Origin of the sequence: Nonomuraea sp. NPDC050691 (genome assembly GCF_040654455.1) — a bacterium.
Taxonomy (GTDB): Bacteria; Actinomycetota; Actinomycetes; order Streptosporangiales; family Streptosporangiaceae; genus Nonomuraea.
The window spans coordinates 17983-34413 of record NZ_JBFAIA010000081.1; the positions used below are offsets into that span (position 1 = coordinate 17983).

The 16431-nt window shown below is 72.1% G+C and carries 13 protein-coding genes; 7 read left to right on the forward strand and 6 right to left on the reverse strand.

Translation table 11 applies throughout. The annotated features are described in order from the left end of the window. Window positions 1-103: 103 nt before the first annotated feature. From AB0H81_RS26030 to AB0H81_RS26045, 4 genes are all read right to left on the reverse strand, one after another. The gene (locus tag AB0H81_RS26030) at window positions 104-841 is read right to left on the reverse strand and encodes a DUF998 domain-containing protein (protein ID WP_358379583.1); all 738 of its coding nucleotides are present in this window, start codon (window positions 839-841) and stop codon (window positions 104-106) included. 125 nt (window positions 842-966) lie between these two features. Further along, complete coding sequence (locus tag AB0H81_RS26035; RefSeq protein WP_358379585.1) at window positions 967-2196, reverse strand: glycosyltransferase; 1230 nt, start codon at window positions 2194-2196, stop codon at window positions 967-969. Between the two features lie 79 nt (window positions 2197-2275). Next, a complete protein-coding gene (locus tag AB0H81_RS26040; RefSeq protein WP_358379588.1) occupies window positions 2276-3082 on the reverse strand; it encodes a DMT family transporter in 807 nt (268 codons plus the stop codon). 37 nt (window positions 3083-3119) lie between these two features. Then, entirely contained in the window at window positions 3120-3737 is a 618-nt protein-coding gene (locus AB0H81_RS26045; RefSeq protein ID WP_358379590.1) for a DedA family protein, read from the reverse strand. Between the two features lie 385 nt (window positions 3738-4122). Between AB0H81_RS26045 and AB0H81_RS26050 the strand changes: the two genes are divergently transcribed. Then, entirely contained in the window at window positions 4123-5250 is a 1128-nt protein-coding gene (locus tag AB0H81_RS26050; protein WP_358379593.1) for a histidine kinase, read from the forward strand. A 127-nt stretch (window positions 5251-5377) separates the two neighbouring features. After that, on the forward strand, window positions 5378-6439 hold the full coding sequence (locus AB0H81_RS26055) for a hypothetical protein (RefSeq protein WP_358379596.1): 1062 nt from the start codon (window positions 5378-5380) through the stop codon (window positions 6437-6439). On the opposite strand, the gene AB0H81_RS26060 is transcribed toward AB0H81_RS26055, so the two are convergent. Then, window positions 6347-6976: a VC0807 family protein gene (locus AB0H81_RS26060; protein WP_358379599.1), complete on the reverse strand. Its 630-nt coding sequence runs from the start codon at window positions 6974-6976 to the stop codon at window positions 6347-6349. The two genes, AB0H81_RS26055 and AB0H81_RS26060, sit on opposite strands and share 93 nt — an antisense overlap. Window positions 6977-7361: 385 nt before the next feature. Between AB0H81_RS26060 and AB0H81_RS26065 the strand changes: the two genes are divergently transcribed. The 3 genes from AB0H81_RS26065 to leuE all read left to right on the forward strand — a co-directional run bounded on the left by AB0H81_RS26065 (window position 7362) and on the right by leuE (window position 12056). Further along, complete coding sequence (locus AB0H81_RS26065; protein ID WP_358379602.1) at window positions 7362-9797, forward strand: glycoside hydrolase N-terminal domain-containing protein; 2436 nt, start codon at window positions 7362-7364, stop codon at window positions 9795-9797. 263 nt (window positions 9798-10060) lie between these two features. Next, window positions 10061-11266, forward strand: a complete 1206-nt coding sequence (locus AB0H81_RS26070; RefSeq protein ID WP_358379605.1) for a serine hydrolase domain-containing protein — start codon at window positions 10061-10063, stop codon at window positions 11264-11266. 55 nt (window positions 11267-11321) lie between these two features. Next, window positions 11322-12056 (forward strand): leucine efflux protein LeuE, encoded by a 735-nt coding sequence (gene leuE, locus AB0H81_RS26075; protein WP_358379607.1) that lies wholly within the window; start codon window positions 11322-11324, stop codon window positions 12054-12056. Between the two features lie 4 nt (window positions 12057-12060). Here the strand turns inward: leuE and AB0H81_RS26080 are convergent, their stop codons facing one another. After that, window positions 12061-12579: a hypothetical protein gene (locus AB0H81_RS26080; protein WP_358379610.1), complete on the reverse strand. Its 519-nt coding sequence runs from the start codon at window positions 12577-12579 to the stop codon at window positions 12061-12063. Between the two features lie 177 nt (window positions 12580-12756). Between AB0H81_RS26080 and AB0H81_RS26085 the strand changes: the two genes are divergently transcribed. Both AB0H81_RS26085 and AB0H81_RS26090 read left to right on the forward strand, forming a co-directional pair. Next, the gene (locus AB0H81_RS26085; protein ID WP_358379613.1) at window positions 12757-14169 is read left to right on the forward strand and encodes a cellulase family glycosylhydrolase; all 1413 of its coding nucleotides are present in this window, start codon (window positions 12757-12759) and stop codon (window positions 14167-14169) included. Window positions 14170-14346: 177 nt separating this feature from the next. Next, a complete protein-coding gene (locus tag AB0H81_RS26090; protein ID WP_358379616.1) occupies window positions 14347-16176 on the forward strand; it encodes a M14 family zinc carboxypeptidase in 1830 nt (609 codons plus the stop codon). The last annotated feature ends 255 nt before the right edge of the window (window positions 16177-16431 follow it).

Consider the following 16431-nt stretch of genomic DNA (forward strand, 5'->3'; position numbering starts at 1 on the left):
GCTAGGCGCAGAATCCTTCGACCGGTGCCGAAGCATGCCGGCCCAGGAACCATGCCGGCCCAGGAACAATGCCGGCCCCGCAGCCAGGAAGGGGCGGAGGACGTCAGGCCGCCACGTTGCCGCGTCCGTCACGCTCGCGCCGCGGCCCGGGGACGCGGGGGAGGGACGGCTCGGCCGGGGAGGAGGAGGCGCCGGCGAGGGCGGGGCGCCGGGCCGAGGCCAGCGCCATGAGGGCGACGAGGGAGATCTCGGACAGCGCCAGGGCCCGTTCGAGCAGGCCGTAGTAGGCGTCGCCGCCGATCAGCGGCGAGAGGAAGGAGGCCGGGTGGGCGGCCAGGAACGCGGCCAGCACCAGCGCGGACGTGACGCTCAGGGCCCGGACGGCGTTCCACCGCGGCGAGCCGGAGCTCTGGGGGTGCCGGCGCGGCGCCGAGGCGTCGCGGGCCAGGACCCAGCCGGCGACCGGCAGGGCGGTGAAGACGACCGCGGACGCCCACCGGTGGATCTCGCCGGCCATCGAGGAGATCTCCGCGGCGGACGGGTCGGTGGGGAACACCGCGCCCAGCATCAGGCCCCCCGAGGCGGCCACCAGCAGCACCCGCGCCGCCGCCGAGCGGGACGGCGCCCGCGCCGCCAGCCCGTACGCCAGGAAGACGCAGGCGCCGGCCAGGGCCAGCATGCCGCCCAGCACGGGGATCGTCCCCCCGGGCACCAGGGCGTAGTCGCTGAGCAGCGGCTGCGCCGGGAGCGTCACCTCGGTGTGGACCAGGGCCCCGGCTGCGGCCGCCGCACCCGCCACCGCGCCCGCGACGGCACCGACCGGCGCCACCGCGCCCGCCACGGCACCTCCCGCCATGGCACCGCCCGCCACGGCACTGCCCGCACCACCGTCAGTTGCACCGCCAGTTGCACCGTCGGCGAGACCACCCGCACCGCCAGCCGCGGCACCCCTCGGGAAGGGCTCGCTCATCGCGTCACCTCGTCATAGATCTGCTCGAACCGGGCGAGCGACACCTGGTGGTCATGGGTCTGGGCCAGCTCACGGCTGGCCTGGCCGAGGCGGGCGCGCAGCTCGCCGTTCGCGAGGATCGCGGTCAGGTGGCTCGCGAGGCTGAGGACGTCACCGGGCTCGAACAGGTAACCGTTGCCGTCGACCAGGTGCGGCAGGGCCATCGCGTTCGCGGCCACCACCGGCAGCCCGCTGGCCATCGCCTCCAGCGTCGCGATGCTCTGCAGCTCGGCCACGCTCGGGATGGCGAACACGTCGGCCGCCGCGAACGCCTGCGGCATGAGCTCGTCCGGCACGAAACCGAGGAAGACGACCCGCTCGGCCACCCCGATCCGCCCGGCCAGGCGCTCCAGCTCCTCCCGCTGGTTGCCGCGGCCGACCAGCACCACCTGCGCGTCGGTGGTGTTGAGCACGTGCGGCAGCGCCCGCACCAGCTCGCCGAGGCGCTTCTCCTCGTCCAGGCGGCCGACGAACAGCGCGGTGGGCCGGTCCGGCAGGTCGAACAGCTTGCGCGCCCACTGCTTCGGCTCGCTGCGCGGGCGGAACCGGGCCAGGTCGATGCCGCACGAGACCGGCTCGACCTGCCCGGCGAAGCCCTGGTCGCGCAGCAGCCCGGCGGCCAGCGGCGTGGGCGTGGTGACGTGGTCGGCCCGGCGGAAGACGCGGTTGAAGTCGCGCCAGGCCAGCCGGCCCACCCGCTCGCGCAGCGCGGCGGGGACGTGGCCGAACTGGAAGAGGTTGTCGGGCATGAAGTGGTTGGTGGCGACGACGGGCACCCCGCGGCGGCGGGCGGCGGCGATGGCGGCGCGGCCGACCACGAAGTGGCCCTGGCTGTGCAGCACGTCGGGCTTGACGGCGTCCAGCAGCCGGTCGAGCCGGGTGGGGACCGTGACCCGCATCGTCGGGTGCACGACCAGCGGGGCGGAGCGCAGCCGGTGGACGACCACGCCGTCGGCCACGTCGGCCGTGGCCGGGCCGACGTCCGACTGGCAGACCACGTGCACGTCGTTGCCGCGGGCGGCCAGGCCGGTGGCGAGGCGGTGGGTGAAGTACGCCGTGCCGTTGACGTCCGGGGGATAGGTGTCGGTGGAGATCAGGATGCGGCGCGGACGATCGGCGACGGGGGCGAGCTCGGCGGCGGGCGCGGTCTCGGTGACCGTGACGGCGTGGGAGAGGGGCATGGCCATGGGGAAGGCTCCGTTTCGAGGGAAGTTCAGGTGGGGGAGGGAGACGGGCCGGTCGGCGGCGCGTCCGCCGGGAGTGCGGTCAAGGGCGTGCCTCCAGGGGAGTGGTCCGGGCCAGCGCGATGGTGCCGGCCGCGGTCAGCGCCGCGGCGGCGACCGGCGCGAGCCCCGTCGGCAGGGGCTCGCCCAGCAGCAGGGCGCCGAACGCCACCGCGGTGAGCGGGTCGGCGATCTGCAGGGAGGCGAACGAGACGCCGAAGTGGCCGACGGCGTACGCCCGCTGGAGCATGGCCAGCGCCAGCAGCGCGGGCACCGGGACGGCGAGGAGGTACCACCAGTTCCAGCCGCCGTCCACCAGCACCCGCATGAGCGTGGCGGTGGCGCCGTACAGGACTCCGGAGCTGGTGGCGAGCAGGGCGGCCCGGCCCGCCGGTGAGGCCACCCGGGAGGCGCCCCACAGCAGCGCCGCCGCGAGCCCGGAGACCCCGAGCAGCGTCAGCACCCCGGACGGGCCGAGCACCGCCGGCTCGTCCGACTCCGGCACCAGCAGCACCAGGCCGACGAGCCCCGCCGCCACCAGCGCGGCGGCGCCCAGCTCGGCGCGGGTGGGCCGGCGTCCGTGCAGGGTGGCCGCGATGGGCAGCGCGAAGAGCAGGCTGGCCACGCCCATGGGCTGGACCACGGTCAGCGGGCCGAGGCCGAGCGCCACGATGTGCAGGCCGCCGCCCGCCAGGATGCTCACCCCGCCGGCCAGCCACCGCGGCCGGCGCAGCAGCCCGAGCAGCCCCCGCACGCCGGGGGCGCCGGCCGCCTCGAACTGCTGGAGAGCGGCGCCCAGTGCGAAGAACAGCGAACCCACCAGGGCGATCACCGCGGCCAGCAGCGTCATGTCCTCTCCTCTCGCTTCGGATGGTCACCGGGCAGGGTCAAACGGACGTGTCCACCGGAAGGCGCTCCGGGGAAGGCTGGATGGCGCGTCGCTTCCGCGCCCAGCGCACGAGCTCGACGATCCCGGTGATGGACAGTGCGATCCCGAGGCCGAGCAGCAGCCCCTTGATCGGGTCGTTCTCGAAGGCCATCCCGCCGAAGAAGCCGATCAGTCCCGAATACACCGCCCAGGAGGAGGCGGCGATCGCGTCGAAGAACGTGAACGAGCGCAGCGGGTGCCGTACGGCGCCCATGGTCAGCGTGGTGGCGGTGCGGCCACCCGGGATGTACCGGGCGACGACGAGCACGAGCCCGCCCCGCTCGGCCAGCGCCCGTCGCGCCCACACGAACGCCTTGCGCTCGCGCAGCCGCCCGCCCGCCTTGTTGCCGATCAGGTAGGAGACGTGGTCACCGGTGAAGGCCCCCAGCGCGGCGACCAGGATGACGAGGGCCAGGTTCGTCTCGCCCGTCGCGGCGAACACCCCGGCGGTGATCACCGACGTCTCCGCCGGCACGATGGGGAAGAACCCGTCGAGCAGCGCCAGGGCGAACAGCGCGGCGTACAGCCAGGGGGACGACATCGCCTGGGTGACGAGGTCCATGATGGCGTGCGACATACGTTGTACTCCGATCGTTGTGACCTCACAGCCTGGCGGCGGGAGGCGCCGAGGGGCATCGGGGAAACCCCCGGTCCCACGCCGACCCGCCCCTGGGACGGGATGGGGCCCGTACCTTCGGCACGATAGGAAGCCCGCGGTCACGGCACATCGGACGATCGGCACACGCGACCCTCGACTTTCGTCGGGGGTGCGGGTGCGATCACCGGCGACATCTACGATCCAAGCGGCCGGAGGCCGGGAAGACAGCAGGGCGGGTATCCGGATTCGAGGTGGTGCCAGCCCTACCGTCGCGGGGGGTCACTCCCCACCCTGACGTTCGTCAGGGGGCGACCCCGACCTTCGGCGGAGGCGTCCCTCCGGCGCGCCGGGTACGGTCGTCCCCGTGAACGGTCAGCGCGACGAGAGCCACCGCCGGCTCGCCTCCGGCCTGCTGCTCTGGGCGCTGCTGTGTGTCGCGATCGCGGCGAGCGGGCCCGACCCGATGCTGGACGCGGCCGCGTTCGGCCTCCAGAGCGTGCCGCGGATGGCGCTGGCCGCGGTGGCCGTGGCGGTGGGGAGACGCCGGCCGGAGCTCGCCGTGGTGGTGCTGCTGCCGTTCGGGCCGTGGCGCTTCGAGCACGGGCTCGCCACCACCGACCTCGTCTGGCCCCTGGCGCTGCCGGGCGTCAAGATCTTCCCGTTCTCCCCGGCCCTGCTGTGCGTGATGGGGTACGCGTACCTGTGCGGCCGGCGGGCGGCGCGGCCTCGGTTCGTCGTGGCCGCGTTCGCCGCGGTGGCGCTCGCCGGCGCGGGGGTCGTGATGGCGCGCGGGAACGGGCCGGCGCTGTGGATCACCATGGTCAGCGGGCTTCTCGGCGCGTACGTCCTGCCGTACACGGTGGGGCAGGTGCGGCGGCGGCTGCTCCAGCAGCGCGAGCAGGCCGAGCGGTCGGTCGCGGCGCAGGCGCGGATGCGCGAGCGGGCCAGGATCGCGCGCGACATGCACGACTCGCTCGGCCATGACCTGGCGCTCATCGCGGTGCGGGCCGCGGGGCTGGAGATGTCGCCGGGACTGGCCGACGCGCAGGTCCGGGCGGCCGGCGAGCTGCGGGTCGCGGCGGCCGACGCGACCGAGCGGCTGCGGCAGATCATCGGCCTGCTGGGCGACGACGCCGCCCCGGCGCCGCTGACGCCCGTCGGCGAGGACGTGGCCGGGCTGGTCGAACGGGCCCGCGCCTCCGGCATGGCGATCACGCTGCGGCTGGCCGAGGGGCAGGCGCCCGCTCTGGCGCACGCCGTGGTCCAGGAGGGGCTGACGAACGCGGCCAAGCACGCGCCGGGGGCGGCGGTCACGGTGGAGGTGTCGCCGAGCCGGGTCAGCGTGCGCAACGGCCCCTCGCGCGCCCGCTCCGTCGCGGTGCCGGGCGGGCTCGGGCTGGCGGGGCTGCGGGAGCGCGTACGGCTGGCGGGCGGCGTCCTGACGGCCGGGCCGCGCCAGGACGGCTTCGAGCTGACCGTCGAACTGCCCTGACCGAGACGGTTGGGACCGGCGGAACCGCGCCGGGACGCCGACGCCGGTGCGGTCTCCCCCGTACGGGGGAGCGACCTCCCTCCGCTCCGGGAGGATCGCCCGCCCGCCGGACGCGAGCCTGGGACCCATGACACAGCACACGACGCGGCCCGCCCACGCGCATCCCGCGGCCACGAGGGACGAGGAGCGGGCCGGGATCGGACGGGTCACGGCCGCCGTGGTGGCGACGGCCGCCATCCTGCCCTACCTCACGATCAAGATCCTCTGGCTGACCGGTCATCCGGTGGGCGTCACCGACCGGGCGTTCCTGGAGGATCCGGCCGTGGTCGGGCTGAACGCCATGACGTTCGGCATGGACGCCGTCGCCCTGGTGCTGGCCCTGTCGTTCACGACGCGACGCGGGATGCGCCTGCCCGGATGGCTGGTGCTCCTGCCGCTGTGGGTGGCGTCCGGCCTGCTCGGGATCGTCGTCGCGACGGTGCCGCTCGCGTTCCTCGTCCAGGGCCCGTCCCTCCTGGAGACGGGCGGCCCGGTCAGGCCCTGGGTGTACGCGACGGTGTACATCGGGTTCATCGTCCAGGGCGTCTGCCTGCTGACGGCCTTCGCCCTCTACGCCCGTGACCGCTGGGCGTACCCGCTGCTGGCGCCGCTCGCCTGGCGTCAGGCGGGGCCGTCGGCGGCGTTCCGGCGGGTCGTGGCCACGGGGGCGCTGGGCGTGAGCGTCCTGCTCGGGGGGACGCGCCTGTACTGGGCGGCCGGCGGCGACGCCGGGCTGCCGCCCGCGATGGCGGCGGCCCCGCACTCCTTCAACGCCGCCGTGCAGGACGGCCTCAGGGGGCTGCTCGCCGTGGGCGGCGCGGCGGCGTTGCTCGCGGTCGTCCGGGCGCGGGGACGCGGCCCGCTCTGGCGGCCCCTGACGGTGGCGTGGCTCGGCAGCGGGACGATGTTCGGCTGGGGCCTGTACGCGGTGCTCCTCGTCGTCACCGGCGCCCCGCTCGGCGGGGGACCCAGCGGCGCGCTCGGGCTGGTGCAGCTCTTCGAGACGCTGACGGGCTTGGTGATGGGGATGTGCGGGGCGTTCCTGCTGGCCGAACGGTCAGGCGTGGGCCACGTGCAGGCGGCGGAGCACCCGCTTGAACGCGAAGATCGAGAAGGTGATGGCGGCGCCGCTGATCGCGGCCACGGCTGACGTGCGCAGCAGCATGAACGTGCCGAGCGACTCGTGCAGCGCCAGCCAGATGCTCACCGTCGAGTTGGCCAGCAGGACGAACGCCCACAGCAGCGTGATGCGGGCGAAGAAGCGGCGCATCCGCTCGTGCTTGAGCACCGCGGAGGGCAGGTGGATGTAGTCGAGGGTGAGCTTCTGCACCAGCGGCCGGTTGAACCGCACGGAGGCGAGGAACGCCATGCTGATGCAGATCGTGCCCAGCTCGGGCTGGATGAAGTACACCACCCAGCTGCCCGTCCAGAACCCCACCGCGGCCCGCGCGGTGATCGCGATGGCCGCGAGGATCATCGTGGCGGGCACCCGGATCCCGCGCACCAGGCGCCAGGCGACGCCCAGGTACACCCAGGCGACCGCGGCCACCAGCGCGCCCGTCAGCCCGAGCAGGGCGAGCGCCGCGTAGAACACGGCGAGCGGCGCCACCACGCCCTCCAGGAGCCGGGGCACCGCCTGGCGGGCCAGAGAGGTGAGGCGTGGCAGGGTGACCGGGGGATGATTCAAGGCTGCTGCTCCGCATGTAGGCCGACGACCGGCGACTACCCGCGCTTCGCGCGGCCAGGCATGTCAGGTGGGCCGTCGGGGGTGACCTCGTGCTTACCCCGGCGCCCGCGCGACCGGGTGCCGGTGGCTTACCGTACCTGACGCTTCGCGATGCGACTGCCTCTTTTGACACGTTCGGCCATGCCGCTTCCGCATCGCGCGGCCACGGCTCACGCCCGGATACATCGGATTGATTTCTCGGACGATCGGGAGCGCGCTGAGCGAAGCCCCTGCTCGCCGCCTCGCTTTCCCCTCGCCGGCGGGGGAGACATCGGATGCCGCCCTTGTTGCGCCCTCGTTTCGGTGCTATCTCCTTATCAAGGTCACTCAGTGATCGGAGGAACAGGTGAGCCACCCCCCACGAGGGCGCTTCGGCGCCGGCCTGCTCGCCGCGTTGTCGCGCGTCATCTGGCCCACGGCGGTGCAGGCCCAGGCCCAGACCGAGCCCGATCCCGCCACGAGCACGCCGTGGACACCCGATGACTTGACCCTCTGGTACGACGAGCCCGCCACCGACTGGGAGACCCAGGCGCTGCCCATCGGCAACGGCCCCCTCGGGGCCACGATCTTCGGCGGCGTGGCCACGGAGCAGATCCAGTTCAACGAGAAGACCCTGTGGACGGGCGGCCCCGGCCACGCCGGCTACGACTTCGGCAACGGGAAGACCCTGCGGCCGGAAACCATCGCCGAGGTCCAGCGGCAGATCGACCGCGACGGGAAGATGTCCACCACCGACGTGGCGGCCCGGCTCGGCCGGCCCAAGACCGGCTTCGGCGCCTACCAGACCTTCGGCGACCTGTACCTCGACATCGCCGGCGCGCCCCGGTCGCCCACCGGCTACCGGCGCGAGCTGAGCCTGCGCGAGGCCGTGGCCCGCGTCGGCTACACCGCCGACGGCGTCACGTACACGCGCGAGTACTTCGCCGGCAACCCGGGCAACGTGATCGTCGGCCGCCTCTCGGCCGACCGCGGCGGCAAGGTCTCCTTCACCCTCCGGCACACCTCGCCCCACGAGGACAAGACGGTCACAGCCTCCGGCGGCCGGCTCACCATCCGCGGCCGGCTGGCCGACAACGCGATGACGTTCGAGGCCCAGGTGCAGGTGATCGCCCAGGGGGGCACCCGTACGGACGCCGGCGACAAGATCACCGTCACCGGAGCCGACAGCGCGGTGTTCGTGCTGTCGGCCGGCACCGACTACACCGACGCCTATCCGGCCTACCGCGGCGACGACCCCCACGCCAAGGTCACCGAGGCGGTCGACGCGGCCGCGGCCAAGGGCTACGACGCGCTGAGGGCCGCGCACGTCGCCGATTACCGCAAGCTGTTCGACCGGGTGAGGCTCGACCTCGGCCAGACGGCGCCGAAGATCCCCACCGACCGGCTGCGCCGGAACTACACCGGCGGCGCCACGGCCGACGACCGGGCCCTGGAGGCGCTGTTCTTCGCCTACGGCCGCTACCTGCTCATCTCGTCCTCGCGCGAGAACGACGTCCTGCCCGCCAACCTGCAGGGGGTGTGGAACAACTCGACGAGCCCGCCGTGGTCCGCCGACTACCACGTCAACATCAACCTGCAGATGAACTACTGGCTCGCCGAGCAGACCAACCTGCACGAGACGACCAGACCGTACGACCGCTACATCGCGGCCCTCGTCGCCCCGGGCCGCAGGACGGCGCGGGACGTCTATGGCGCCCGCGGCTGGGTGGTGAACAACGAGACCAACCCGTTCGGCTTCACCGGTCTGCACGACTACCCCAGCGCGTTCTGGTTCCCCGAGGCCGCGGCCTGGACCACCCAGCACCTGTACGACACCTACCGCTTCACCGGCGACCTCGGCTACCTGCGCGACACCGCCTATCCGATCATCAAGGGGGCGGCCGAGTTCTGGCTCGACTTCCTGCACACTGACCCGCGTGACGGGAAGCTCGTCGTCTCGCCCAGCTACTCGCCGGAACACGGCGACTTCTCGGCGGGCGCGTCCATGTCGCAGCAGATCGTCCGCGAGGTCCTGACCAACGCGCTGGCCGCGGCGCAGAAGCTCGACGTGGACGCGGACTTCCAGGCCGAGGCCGCCGCCGCGCTCGCCAAGCTCGACCCGGGCATCCGGATCGGCTCCTGGGGCCAGCTCCAGGAATGGAAGCAGGACTGGGACTCCAGGACCGACACGCACCGGCACGTCTCCCACCTGTACGCCCTGCACCCGTCCGACCAGATCACGGCGGGCACCCAGGAGGCCGCCGCGGCCGAGGTCTCGCTGACCGGGCGCGGCGACGGCCGCACCGGCTGGAGCAAGGCCTGGAAGATCAACTTCTGGGCGCGGCTGCTGGACGGCGACCACGCCCACAAGATGCTGGGCGAGCAGCTCAAGGCGTCCACCCTGGACAACCTGTGGGACACCCACCCGCCGTTCCAGATCGACGGCAACTTCGGCGCCACCTCCGGCATCGCGGAGATGCTGGTGCAGAGCCGGCACGACGTGGTCCACGTGCTGCCCGCGCTGCCCCGTGCGTGGAAGGACGGCTCGGTGTCGGGACTGCGCGCCCGCGGCGACGTCACCGTGGGCGCCACCTGGAAGGACGGCGCCCCCGACACGATCACCGTGCGCACTGGGAAGACGGGGCCGATCAAGGTCAAGTCGTCCGTCGCCGCCGAACGCTACCGCGTCCACGACGAGCGGGGTCACGAGGTCGGCCCGCACCGCGACGGCGACGTCCTGAGCTGGAACGCCCGCGCCGGCGCCACGTACACGATCCGGAACGAGGCCGCCGTCACCCTCTAGGCGCCCGCTTCCGTCCTGCCGGGCACGCCGTTCGAGGCGGAGGTGACCGTCACCGCCACGCGCACCTCCCGGTGCCCGCCTCCGAGCTCACGCTCACCCTTCCCCAGGGCTGGTCGCCGCGATCGGGGTGGCCGAGGTCAGGATCGGGGGGAGCGGCTATCGGCCTCTAAGCGTCGCGTTCGGGCGGGGCGGTCGGCCCCGCCCGAACACCTGTGACCTCTGGGGCGATTTACTCCAACCGCCTTTCGTGATGAATTCATGAAATGACAGTACAAGGGACCTGTGACCCCCGGTTCTCGCAGGTGGCCGAGGAGTTCGAGCGGAACATCGAACTGCGCGGCGAGGTGGGCGCGTCCGTCTGCGTGATCGTGGACGGCGAGGTCGTCACCGACCTGTGGGGCGGCGAGGCGGCGCCCGGCGTGCCCTGGCTGAACGACACGATCGGGCACGTCTGGTCGTGCACCAAGGGCGCCACCGCGCTGTGCGCCCACCTGCTCGCCGCACGCGGCGACCTCGACCTCGACGCCCCCGTCACCCGCTACTGGCCCGAGTACGGCGCCCGCGGCAAGGACGGGACGCTCGTCCGGCACCTGCTGGCGCACCAGGCGGGACTGCCCGCGCTGCGCGAGCCGCTGCCGCCGGGCGCGTTCTACGACTGGAAGCTCATGGCCGAGCGGCTGGCCGGCGAGGAGCCGTTCTGGGAGCCGGGAACCAGGCACGGCTACCACGCGCTGACCTTCGGCTTCCTTGTCGGCGAGGTGATCCGGAGGGTGGCCGGACGCTCGCTCGGCACGTTCTTCCGCGAGGAGGTGGCCGGTCCGCTCGAACTCGACTTCTGGCTGGGCCTGCCGGAGGAGCAGGACGCCCGGGTCGCCCCGACGATCCCCGCCGACCCGCCGGCCGTGCCGCCCACGTTCTACCTGAAGGCGTTCACGGAGCCGGAGTCCGTCCCGGCGCTGCTGATCACGAACGACGGCGGCTACATGACCACGCCCGGCGAACCGGACAGCCGGGCGGCGCGCGCCGCCGAGTACGGCTCCGTCGGAGGGGTGACCAACGCGCGCGGGCTCGCCGGCATGTACCGGCCGCTGTCGCTGGGCGGCGACGGGCTGGTGGGGGAGGACCGGCTGGCGGTCATGTCGCTCACGGCGTCGGCCGGCGTGGACGCCGTGCTCGCGGTGCCGACCAGGTTCACGCTCGGCTTCACGAAGGCGGTCGACAACCGGCACCTGTCTCCGGCCGACAGGGAGGGGGCGCTGCTGTCGACGACGGCGTTCGGGCACTCGGGGATGGGCGGCTCGGTGGGCTTCTGCGATCCGGCGGCGCGGCTGGCGTTCGGGTACACGATGAACAAGCAGGGCCCCGGCCTGGGCGTCAACCCGCGGGGACAGGCCCTGGTGGACGCGACGTACCGGTCGCTCGGCCACCGGCAGGCCTACGGCGGGATCTGGTACGCGCCGACCAGTTGAGCACGCGATACCGTGAAATGTCACCATCTCCCAGGAGCAACCCGGAGCAAGCGGAATGTTCTTCGGTATCACCGACATCTGGACGTACATCGCCGGAGCGTTCTTCATCATCCTCCTGCCCGGCCCCAACTCCGTGTACGTGCTCAGCCTCGCGGCGCAGAAGGGCGTCCGGCAGGGGTACCGGGCGGCGGCCGGCGTGTTCGTCGGCGACACGATGCTCATGGCACTCGCGGCGGCCGGCGCCGCGTCACTGCTGCGCTCGAACCCGGTGCTGTTCGCGGTGGTGAAGTACGCGGGGGCGGGCTACCTGGCGTGGATCGGCTTCCAGATGCTCCGCGGCGCGTGGCGAGCCTGGCGCGCCTCGACGTCATCGTCGGGCACGGCGAACGCCACGAGTCAGGACACCGCCACGACCGCCCCGGATGCCGCGTCGAAGGACGCCGCCGGCGCATCGGAGGCCACGCCCTTCGGGACGGGCGACCGCCGCGCCCGCCCGTTCCGCAAGGCTCTGACGATCAGCCTGCTGAACCCGAAGGCGATCCTCTTCTTCGTCTCGTTCTTCATCCAGTTCGTGGACCCGGCCTACGGGACGCCCGCGCTGTCGTTCCTCATCCTGGGCGCGATCGTCCAGGTCTTCAGCGTGATGTACCTGACGTCCCTGATCTTCGGCGGGAGCTTCCTGGCCGCCCAGTTCCGCTCCCGCCGCCGCCTCAGCGCCGGCCTCACCTCCGGAGTCGGCGCCCTCTTCCTGGGCTTCGGCGCCAAGCTGGCGACCACGTCGCTGGGGTGAGGGGTTATTCGAAGAGCTCGTCGGCGGTGGTGGCGTGGAGGGTGCGCCTTGCCCACGCTTCCAGAAGCGTGGTGTCGGTGCAGGTCATGATGCGCTCTCGGATGTCCGGTGTGACGGGGATGCGCCGATCCTCGAGTATGAGCATCTTCGCTTCGCCCCGGGCCTCGATCTGCTGGGCGAACTCGGACTGGTAGCGGTACGTCTTGGTGGACATCAAGGCTCTCCACAGGTGTCGGGCGTCGGTGTCACCGAGGCCGACCTCGGTGAACTCGGCGAAGTATCCGGCGGTTTGGGTGTCTACGGTGTCCAGGGCTGCGGCAAGCACCTCCAGTATGAGCGCCGAGAACACGGTCAGGACCACGTCCTCGGACGCCTGGGCCAGGTCGGTGATGGCCGGCACGTTGTCCGGTCCCAGGACGACGGGATGGAGCACCAGGGACGGACGCTCCTCCAGCCCGATCCCCTTGGGAAGCCGGGCCCAGCGGGCGGTGGCGGAGTCGTGGCACACCACCAGGAGGGTCACCGGGCACGCGTGCCGGGCGTGCAGATATCCGATGTAGTACGCCCACGAGCTGGTCTCGAACCCGCGGTCAGTCCTTGACGGTTCCGGTCAGATTGGGTCTTGCGTGCGTGATAGGTCCGATCTACGCTCCTCATGCTCGTTAGGAAAGTTTCCTAATAAATGCGGAGGAGCGCCCCCATGCATCGACTCGCCGCACTGGCCGCATCGGTCGTGCTGATCGCGGGCCTGCAGCCACCCCCGGTCCATGCCCGAGCACAAGCCCAAGCCGCCGACCACCAGGCCGAGAGCGCCACGATCTCCCAGGGCGTCGTCGAGTCCAACCACACCGGCTACACAGGCACCGGCTTCGTCAACTACGACAACGCCACCGGCTCCTACGTCGAGTTCACCGTCAACGCCGCCACCGCCGGCCCACGGAGCCTGAGCTTCCGGTTCGCGAACGGCACCACCGTCAACCGCCCCATGTCCATCACCGTCAACGGAACGGCCGCCACGACCGGCGACTTCCCCGGCACCGGCGCCTGGACCACCTGGCAGGACGCCACCGTCACCGCGACGCTCAACGCCGGCGCCAACACCGTCCGCGCCACCGCCACCACCGCCAACGGCGGCCCGAACCTCGACCGCCTGACCGTCGCCGACGCGCCGCCCCCCACCGGGAGCACCCCGGTCGAGGCCAACGGCCGGCTCCGCGTCTGCGGTGTGCGCCTGTGCAACAAGAACGGCAAGCAGATCCAGCTCCGCGGCATGAGCAGCCACGGCCTGCAGTGGTACTACCAGTGTCTCAACACGGCCTCGCTCAACGCCCTGGCCACCGACTGGAAGGCCGACGTCCTGCGCATCTCCATGTACATCCAGGAGGACGGCTACGAGACCAACCCGCGGCTGTTCACCGACCGGGTCCACAACCTGATCGAGCAGGCCACCTCCCGCGGCCTGTACGCGATCGTCGACTGGCACATGCTCGACCCCGGCGACCCGAACGACAACCTGTCACGCGCCAGGACGTTCTTCACGGAGATCGCCCAGCGGCACAACGCCAAGAACAACGTCCTGTACGAGATCGCGAACGAGCCCAACGGCGTCTCCTGGTCCACGATCCGCTCCTACGCGCACCAGATCATCCCGGTCATCCGGCAGTACGACCCCGACGCGCCCGTTCTGGTCGGCACCCGCGCCTGGTCCTCCCTCGGCGTCTCGGACGGGGCGACGGAGAGCGAGGTCGTCGGCAACCCGGTCAACGCCACCAACATCATGTACACGTTCCACTTCTACGCGGCCTCCCACGGCTCGGAGTACCTGAACGCGCTGAGCCGGGCCGCCGACCGCATCCCGATGTTCGTCACCGAGTTCGGCACGCAGACGGCCTCCGGCGACGGCTCGAACAACTTCACCCGGGCGCAGCAGTACCTCGACCTCATGGCCCAGAAGAAGATCAGCTGGGTCAACTGGAACTACTCCGACGACGAGCGCTCGGGCGCCGTCTTCACCGAGGGCACCTGCCCGAACGGCACCTTCACCGGCACCTCGCGGCTCAAGCCGGCCGGCGTGTGGGTGCGTGACCGGATCCGGACGCCCGACGACTTCTGATCGCCAAGTTCCCGGAAACAACCCCAGCTCAGCGCCCGCGTGCCTGCCATACTCGCACCGCTTCGGCAGGCGCGCGGCTCGCGAGGGGCAAATTGGGCCTTTCCCACGCAAGGGATCGTCTTCACTCTCGGTTCAGGCGCGTGTCAACACCCATTCCGCGCACCCGAGGAGGACGACGTGCAACGCCGTTTAGTCATCCTGCTGACCGTCCTGGCGCTGCTCTGCCTGAGCGGCGTCACCGGGGCGGGGGCCTCCGCCGAACCGCCGCCGAACCGGCAGTACCGCGTACAGGGCCCGGCCGACGCGCGGCAGCGCAGCGCCGTCGCGGCCACCGGCGCCGCGATCGAGGAGGTGGCGAAGGACTCGGTCCTCGTCACGGCCACGGAGGCCGAGGTGGCCGCGATCACGCGCCTCGGCTACCGGGTGACGGAGGTGCCGCGCCCCGCACCCCGGTCCGACGCCGGGACCTTTGACTTCCCGCCGTCGGACTCGGGCTACCACAACTACGCCGAGATGACCGCCGACGTGAACGCGCTGGTCGCCGCCCATCCCGCGATCGCCAGCACGTTCACGTACGGCACCTCGTACGAGGGCAGGCAGCTCATCGGCGTCAAGATCAGCGACAACGTGGGCACGGACGAGGCGGAGCCCGAGGTGCTCTTCACCGCCCACCAGCACGCCCGCGAGCACCTCACGGTCGAGATGGCGCTGTACATCATGCACCTGCTGGCCGACAACTACGGCAGCGACAGCCGGATCACCAACCTGGTGAACAACCGGGAGATCTGGATCATGCCGGACCTCAACCCGGACGGCGGCGAGTACGACATCGCGACCGGCTCCTACCGTTCGTGGCGCAAGAACCGGCAGCCCAACAGCGGCTCCTCGGCCGTGGGCACCGACATGAACCGCAACTGGGCCTACAACTGGGGCTGCTGCGGCGGCTCGTCCGGCTCGACCTCCAGCGAGACCTACCGGGGCCCGGCCGCCGAGTCGGCGCCCGAGGTGAAGGCGGCGGCCAACTGGGTGCGCGGCCGCGTCGTCGGCGGCGTCCAGCAGATCAAGGCGCACATCGACTGGCACACCTACAGCGAGCTGGTGCTGTGGCCGTACGGCTTCACCTTCAACGACACCGCGCCCGGCCTGACCCAGGACGACCGCGACGCCCACGCGGTGCTGGGGCAGAACATGGCCTCCACCAACAACTACACGCCGGAGCAGGCCAGCGACCTCTACATCACCGACGGCACGATCGACGACTGGATGTGGGGCGTCCACAAGATCTTCAGCTGGACCTTCGAGATGTACCCCACGGGGTCCAACCCCGGCTTCTACCCGCCCGACGAGCAGATCGTCCCGCAGACCACCCGCAACCGCGAGGCCGTGCTCCGCTTCCTCGAGTACTCCGACTGCGTGTACCGGATCATCGGCAAGGAGACCCAGTACTGCGGCACCGGCAACCCGCCGGAGACCGTGTACTCCGACACGTTCGAGTCGGCCACCGGCTGGACCGCCAACCCGTCCGGCACCGACACGGCCACGGCCGGGCAGTGGGAGCGCGGCGACCCCGACGGCACCACCTCCTCCGGCGCCAAGCAGCTCGGCACGACCGTCAGCGGCACCAACGACCTGGTGACGGGCCGGCTCGCGGGCACCTCGGCCGGTGAGCACGACGTCGACGGCGGCGTCACCTCGATCCAGTCGCCGCCGATCACGCTGCCCTCGGGCGGCACGCTGAGCCTGTCCCTGTCGTGGTACCTCGCGCACGGCTCCAACAGCTCCAGTGCCGACTACCTGCGCGTGCGGGTCGTGGGCAGCACCACCGCGACCGTCCTCCAGCAGGCCGGCGCGGCGTCCAACCGCAACGGCTCGTGGAGCGCGGCGACCGCCGATCTGACGGCGTTCGCGGGTCAGACGGTCCGCGTCCTGATCGACGCGGCGGACGCCTCGGGCGCCTCGCTGGTCGAGGCGGGCGTCGACGACGTGCGCATCACCCGCCGGCCCTGATCCCGCCGGACGAGGGCGCCGTGGCCGAACCGGCCGCGGCGCCCTTCCGTATCCGGGCAAGGGGACGTTGGGTCTTGTAAGGATCGGGTGTCAAGGCTACGATCGCCACAACTCTTAGGAAACTTTCCTAAAAGTAATCTTGAACGGGGAGCCATGACCCGCTCGCCGCCCCCCGCCGCCTCGCCCTGACCCCCACAAGCCGGCCGCCCCCCGTCCCGCCTTCCCCAGGGGCCCGCGCCATCCGCGCGGGCCGCG